Origin of the sequence: Pseudomonas meliae, from assembly GCF_001400515.1 — a bacterium.
Classification (GTDB): domain Bacteria; phylum Pseudomonadota; class Gammaproteobacteria; order Pseudomonadales; family Pseudomonadaceae; genus Aquipseudomonas; species Aquipseudomonas amygdali.
The window spans coordinates 1-7,026 of record NZ_LJQT01000128.1 but is presented as its reverse complement, the minus strand read 5'-3'; the positions used below and the strand labels follow the sequence as shown (position 1 = coordinate 7,026).

Here is a 7,026-nt window from a genome sequence, read left to right as displayed (position 1 = left end):
TGTCTACACCCTCCTAGGAACGTATAGTGTGTCAAGGTGAACTTATAAGCTTGATGAGTGCGTCGATGCACTTTTGATGATTCAGCTTATGCATTGTCAGAAATAATGTTGTTATAGGATGGGGTGGATCAATAAGTTGAAGCTGAACAGGCCTTCAAAGCGCTATAGCTTCCAGCTTGCAGACCGTGAACAACCGACAGCCGCCCTGCCGGTCATTCCACACCCAACCTCAGTCCAGCCTCAACTCCGGCGGCTCTGGCGCGTCTTTGGTCGCCGGGGTGACTTGAGTGTTCACGGGCTGCAACGTCGTCTGTCCGGTGGGCGCACCGGTTTTGTCGCTTGGCTCGGCGGGCACCAGCTTGTATTCCAGGCCCTGGGTGTTCTTGAGGTAGATCTCCATCTGGCGGAACGAGATGTTGATGTGCTGCTTCTTGAACTCGCGATTGATGAAGCGGTTGATCTCGTCCAGCACCGGGTTGCGGTCGCCCAGGTCGCGGACGTGCATGCGCAGTTCGTGGTCGAGGGTGCTTTCGCCGAAGTTCAGGAAGTAGACGATGGGCTCTGGTTCCTTGAGCACCCGAGGGTTTTCCCTAGCGGCTTGCAGCAGCAGGGAGCGCACCAGGTCCAGGTCCGAGCCGTAATCGACGCCCAGCTTGAGCGTTACGCGGGTGACGGTGTCGGTCAGCGACCAGTTGATGAGCTGGCCGGTGATGAAGGTCTTGTTCGGGACGATGATGTCCTTGCGATCGAAGTCGGTGATGGTCGTGGCGCGGATGCGGATCTTGCTGACCGTTCCCGAGAGGGCACCGATGGTGATGGTGTCACCGATCCGCACCGGGCGTTCGAAGAGGATCATGATGCCGGAGATGAAGTTGGCGAAGATCTCCTGCATGCCGAACCCGAGCCCTACCGACAGCGCCGCGACCAGCCACTGCAATTTGTCCCAGCTCACGCCCAGCGTCGACAGCGTGGTCACGAAGCCGACACCGGCGATGGTGTACGACAGCAGCGTGGTTGTTGCGTAGGCACTGCCTTGCGCGAGGTTCATGCGTGACAGCACCAGCACTTCCAGCAGGCCGGGCAGGTTGCCGGCGAGCACGAAGGTGATGACGATGATCACCCCAGCGCTGAGGAAGTCGCTCAGGCTGATCGGCACCATGCTCATGTTGGCACCGGTGCCGCTGGTGTATTCGTAGAGGATGATGTTGTCCAGGTAGGCGAATACGGTGATCAGTTCGGCCCAGACCAGGTACAGCGCACCGACGAAACCGGCCAGCAAGGCCAGACGAATCAGACGCAGCGACTGCTGGTTGACCTGTTCGATGTCCAGTTTCGGCTCTTCGACCGGAATTTCGCTGTCGCCGTTTTCCCGGGCTGCCTGACGCTTGGCCAGTGCACGCTGGTAGGCCAGGCGGCGGGCGGCGACGCTCAGGCCGCGAACGAAGGTCGCCTCGACCATCAGCCAGATCATCATCAGGTACAGGGTGTCGATCAGGCGGTCGCTGAGCTTGAGCGCCGTGTAGTAGTAGCCAAAGCACACGGCCAGAAAGAGTGCGACGGGCAATGCTGTGAACACCACACCGACAGTCTTGCGGAACAGTGAGGCATTGTGATGCGTGGGGCTCGAGATCAGCAGGCGAGCGAGCAGCCAGGTCATCAGCGCGTAGCAGGTCAGGACCACGCCGATCCCCAGTACATCGTCGGCCAGTGCGGCAGGTTGGTGCTCGGCGACGGCCACCACGGCCACCAGGGCCAGAACGACCAGCCCGAGGCGACGCACCCAGCCACGCAGGAACTCGACCTGCGCCGTTTCCCAGCGGAAGTGCAGTTGCGCAACACCTGACGGGGCGAGCACGCGATATGCGGTATAGAACACCAGCCAGGCGAGGGCGATCTGCAGCAAGGCCTCGCCGAGGTTGGCGTTTTGACCGCGGGCGTCGATCTGCAGCGCATAGCCGCACAGAGCCAGGCCCAGCGCCACGGGCATGGCCAGCAGCACGTTGATCAGCAGCGCCAGTGGCGTCTTCCATTGGCTGTCACGTTTGAAGTGGCCGATGTCGGCATGCAGGCGATTCAGCTTCTGATACAGCGCCTTGCGCCGCCAGGTCAGTACGCCGATCAACAGCAGCAGGGGCAGGAACAGCAGCGGTCGCTGAGTCAGGCCGTCTGACAGCTCGCTCAGGCTGGATGTCCAGGGCAGGGTGGCGATCTGCTTTTGCAGGCGCGGCCAGATATTTTGAAACCATTCCAGGTCCAGCGGCTTGTGGCTGGGGATCCAGAACATCTGCTCGTCGAGTGTGGCGCGCAGTCCCTGAGCGGTGCTGGTCAGCTGCTTCTGGTTCAGTTGCAGCGTGATGGACTCGTTGAGCAACGCGCTCAGCTCGCGATTGAGGCGCTCCAGCAAGTCGCTGCGGGTGATTGCCAGGTCCAGCAGCGTACGGCGCAGTTGCGGGGTAATGTTTTCAGGCGGTTGAGTGGCGAGCAGCTTTTCGACATAGGCGGTCGGCGTGCTCATCTGTTCGCGTTGCTGGTTGATGTCGAACTGATACAGGCGGATGTTGGCGATTTCGTCGGCCAGGCCCTTGTCCAGCTCCAGGTGCGGCAACGCCTGCTTCTGCTTGTAGAGAATCTTGGACAGCAGCAGGCTACCGCTCAGCACGTTGATCTGCTCGCTGAGGGCTTGATCGGTCTGGGTCAGGTTGTCCAGTTGCTGCTTGGTCTTGAGGTTCTGCTGGGTCAGCTCGTTGAGGCGGTCGGTGCCGCGCAGCAGGTAGTCAGACAGTTTGAGGTTAGCGGCGCTTTCGGTCGCCAGCAGGCTGCTGCCACCGGACTTTTGCGCTTCCAGGGACAGGTCGGCGACCGTTTTCTGCGATTGGGCGCGACGCTTGTCGTTGATCAGGGTCTGCAGGTCCTGAATTTCCTGTTCCTGGCGCGCGACCTTTTCGGTCAGCAAGTCATGCTGGCTATTGCCCAGGTCCTGCAACTGGCTGTTACCGGCCAGTTCCTGACGGCGCAGCAGGTTGAGGGCGTTGATCGAGGCCAGTTCTGCATTGAGCAGATTGCGCTGGTCGGCGCTCAGGGTCTTGCCATTGTCCTTGCCGCTCTTGAGGATGGCGTTGATCTGCTGGATACGCGTCTGATTGGCGCTGATTTCAGTCTGCGCCCGCTCAGGCCGGGTCTGCGCGGTGATGGCCAGGCTGTTGGCGTCGTTGAGTTCGCTTTGCAGGTCGCTTTGCTGGGTACTGCGCTGGCTGAGAAGCTGCTCCAGTTGTGGCACATCAAGGCCGCCGTAGCGCTGGGCGACGGGTACCACTTTGCTTTCTTTCAGGCGGGCCAGCTCGCGTTGGTTTTCCGAGGTCTGTTTTGGCGCCTGGGCCCGTTGTTGCTTGAGCGCTTCGAGTTTCTGCTCGCTGTCCTTCTTGCTGGCGAGAAAAGCCAACGTTTGCTCGAGTACCTGTTGCAGCGCTTTCTGCTCGGCATCAGGCAGCTTGCGATCAGCAATCTTGTCGAGGCTTTGCTGCACGGCATCGCTGCTGGGCGGGTCGGCGGCGAGCGCCGGGAAGGTGGACAGGCAAAGCGCAAACAGTGCGGCAGCACAAATGGAACGCAGGGAAAACATAGACACCGGTCGCATGATGATACGTGTGGATTGGCAGTTTAAAGGAACAGTCCGGGGCCCGGGCGGGTTCCTTCGGGGAATTTGACGCCCACTTTCTGGATCTTGTTCCCGTCCATGACGGCAACTGTCCAAATAGTTCCATTCCATTCAATCTGGTCGCCCACCACTGGCTCGCCGCGGTTCTTCTGCACGATGAACTGGCTGAGTGGCATTCCGGGGTCAATGCCATCGAGTTTCAGGCCATACAGGGCCGCGACTTCACCCAGCCGTGCATCGCCTTCAAGAACGAAGTCGCCGAAGAAGCGCAGGTCCAGGCCACGTTGCGGTGCCTGGCTGAACAGTTTGCCCAGTGCCGGAAGGTCATGTTCGTGACCGATCACACAGAGCAGGTCGCCCACTTCCAGCGTCGTACTGCCGGACGGGTGGAGCAACTGCTGGCCCCGGAACAGCGCGGCAATACGCGTGCCTTCAGGCATTTTCAGCTCACGCAGCGCTGCACCGATGCACCACTTTTCAGCGCCCAGACGGTAGACGAACAGCTCCCATTCACTGGTGACGTGCACCTCCAGTGCGGCTCGGGAAATAGGCGCAGGGTCAGGCGGAACCGTCACTTTCAACAGTTTGGCCACCCACGGCAGGCTGGTGCCTTGCAGCAACAGCGAGACCAGTACGATAAAGAACGCCAGGTTGAAGTACAGCTGCGCATTGGGCAGCCCGGCCATCAGCGGGAACACGGCGAGGATGATCGGCACCGCGCCGCGCAGGCCGACCCAGGCGATAAAGGCTTTTTCGCGGCCATGGAAGGCCTTGAACGGCAGCAGGCCGACCATCACCGACAGCGGGCGTGCCACCAGAATCATCCACAGCGCCAGGCCCAGTGCCGGTATTGCAATCGGCAGCAGGTCATGGGGTGTAACCAGCAGGCCCAGCACCAGAAACATGCCGATCTGTGCCAGCCAGGCCATGCCGTCGAGCATGTGCAGGATGCCGTGGCGGCTGCGGATCGGCCGGTTACCCAGCACCAGCCCGCACAGGTAGACCGCGAGAAAACCGCTGCCGTGAATGGCGTTGGTCAGGGCAAAGATCGCAAGCCCCCCGGCAATCACTAGAATCGGGTACAGGCCGGCCGCCAGATTGATACGGTTGACCAGCTGCAGCAGGATCCAGCCGCCGCCCAGGCCGATGAAGCTGCCGATACCGAATTCCTGGATCAGGTGCCCCAGCAGCCCCCAGTGCAAGCCGGTCTGACCGCTGGCCAGCATGCCTATCAGGGTGACGGTCAGGAACACCGCCATGGGGTCGTTGCTGCCCGACTCGATCTCGAGGCTGGCGGTAACGCGCTCGTTCAAGCCTTTGCCGCCCAGCAGGGAGAACACCGCCGCGGCGTCTGTGGAGCCGACGATCGCGCCGATCAACAGGCCCTGAATGACGCTGAGATTGAACAGCCAGGCAGCCACCATGCCGGTCAGTACGGTGGTGATCAGCACGCCCACCGTCGCCAGCGACAAGGCAGGCCACAGCGCAACCCGGAAACTGGCCACCCGTGTGCGCAGCCCGCCGTCAAGCAGGATCACGGCCAGCGCAAGGTTGCCGACCAGGTAGGCGGTAGCGTAGTTGTCGAAGATGATCCCGCCGCCATCCACGCCCGCCACCATGCCCACGGCCAGGATGATGACCAGGATCGGAATACCCAGGCGTGATGAAAGAGAGCTGACCAGGATGCTTGCGGCTACCAGCAACGCGCCGACCAGGAACAGGCTGTTGATGGTGGTGGCGTCCAAGGGCGGTACTCCGTAGAAAACTGAATTGAAGCGAGAGGGGCGAAAACTGACCATGCAGTCCGCGTGCCAAGGGATTTAACCTGTTGAATTGCTTGGCTGTCAAAGATCAATTTCCGGCGGATCACGCAGATTCGGCGTTCCAGAGCACGTGACTCGTCGCAATCCGGCGGTCGACACAGACGTATATGCCGCAAGCCAAGCCTTCTTGCGGCCTGTTGTCGAGCTTCAGCTATAGAAGGTTTTCATCATGGACGATGAAATTGCAGAAAATAAGAAGGGCGGAAATCCGTTCGGCGATAAGCGGGATCCGCATGCAGAGTTCTGGAGGCGGGCGAGCAAATACTTTCGGTCGCGATTACTTCCGGCTGAACCCGATCAATCTGCAGTCACCCGCCGCCTTTGCTGTTCGGGCCTCTGACTGAATCAGTTCACGTGCCTGCCTGCGCAGGGTCGCGTTATAAATAGTTAGTGCCACGTATGCCGTAAAGAGTGATTACGTGCAGGACTTCTCTCATACAGGAAGAAGTCATGACGACCCAATCTCTGAAAACACCTAAAACCGATCAGCAACTGCTGCGTGAACGCGCGAAGCAATTTGTTTTCGACTACCCCGATCTGCACGATCTGGCCTATAGCGTAGTCAGCAAGATCATGCTTCAGCACACGCAAAAGGTGTTTAACCCTGACAAGGTCTATGGCATCGTTTCGGCAGCGCAAGCAGCAGTCCGCGTACATTTACCGGCTGGCAACATTCCGGCAAACCGCTGCAATCGATGACGTTGATCGAACTGCTCATGCAGAACTTCAACGCCCACGACGAAGAGGCCAGTGATGAGCTTTCCCTTTACGGCGGTTTTTATACCGACGGTCCGGATCATGAGGTGTTCGACGAGCGCAACGAGGTGCCCATGCTGCCGCAGACTTTGCTGGCAGAAATGTGGACGCTGGATTTCAGCTCGCTGTACACCCGCCGCATGGAGCGTTTCTGGAGTTCGCACAGTGAGAATTTTTGCATTCTGGCCAAAGCGCACTATTTGGTTGCAGCCGGTAATTGCCTGCGCAAAGGTCAGCTTTCGCCAGACGACTTCAAGCACGTCACTCGATTCGTCGTCACTGATCCCTCGCAGCCTGCGACGCTGAAGGCCTTGCGGGACTCGCCCTTGGTAACGCCTGGCCTTTCGGTGCATACGCTGGATATCAACGGCGTCAAGACTTACGACATGCTGCGTATCGTTATCGCTGATGGCCGGGAAGTGATTTACCGGCCTGATGCCGAGCAGCCTTTTCAGGTGTTCGAAAACGAACGCGCGCTGTACAACTGGCTCAAGGGGCAGTTCGCGAGCGAGCAGGCGGGTAAGGCACTGACAGGCAATTTCCTGCGCGGCGAGGCGGCACGAACACAGGACAGCGTCAGGTTTGCGCGCGGGGTCAGTGAATTGCTCGCGCATGACTGGCGTGCCGATGTCCGACTTATCAATCAATCCCGGGCACCCATCGTGGGTGATCCCTTTATTTATCTGCGTGATATCGCGCGTCAGGTCATGACCACCGACGCGCATCAGTTGCTGACGTCCAACGCCGATCTGCGCAAGCAGATATGGATCGGTTATCTAAGAGGGTGTAGAC

General features: G+C 59.8%; 3 protein-coding genes and 1 pseudogene. 2 read left to right on the top strand and 2 right to left on the bottom strand.

Annotated elements, in window-relative coordinates:
- Positions 1-229: 229 nt before the first annotated feature.
- Both mscK and ALO64_RS05560 read right to left on the bottom strand, forming a co-directional pair.
- Positions 230-3,619 (bottom strand): mechanosensitive channel MscK, encoded by a 3,390-nt coding sequence (gene mscK / locus ALO64_RS05565; RefSeq protein ID WP_044345430.1) that lies wholly within the window; start codon positions 3,617-3,619, stop codon positions 230-232.
- Positions 3,620-3,657: 38 nt separating this feature from the next.
- Positions 3,658-5,400, bottom strand: coding sequence for a potassium/proton antiporter (locus tag ALO64_RS05560; RefSeq protein WP_004666441.1), 1,743 nt, complete (start codon positions 5,398-5,400; stop codon positions 3,658-3,660).
- Positions 5,401-5,647: 247 nt separating this feature from the next.
- On the opposite strand from ALO64_RS05560, the gene ALO64_RS25495 reads away from it, so the two are divergent.
- Both ALO64_RS25495 and ALO64_RS24995 read left to right on the top strand, forming a co-directional pair.
- On the top strand, positions 5,648-5,818 hold the full coding sequence (locus ALO64_RS25495) for a hypothetical protein (RefSeq protein WP_162232060.1): 171 nt from the start codon (positions 5,648-5,650) through the stop codon (positions 5,816-5,818).
- Positions 5,819-5,928: 110 nt separating this feature from the next.
- Positions 5,929-7,026, top strand: a pseudogene (locus ALO64_RS24995) (dermonecrotic toxin domain-containing protein); the annotation flags it as partial.

Coding starts and splice junctions, on each gene's coding strand:
- mscK (WP_044345430.1), bottom strand. CDS start 3,619: ATGTTTTCCCTGCGTTCCATTTGTGCTGCCGCACTGTTTGCGCTTTGC.
- ALO64_RS25495 (WP_162232060.1), top strand. CDS start 5,648: ATGGACGATGAAATTGCAGAAAATAAGAAGGGCGGAAATCCGTTCGGC.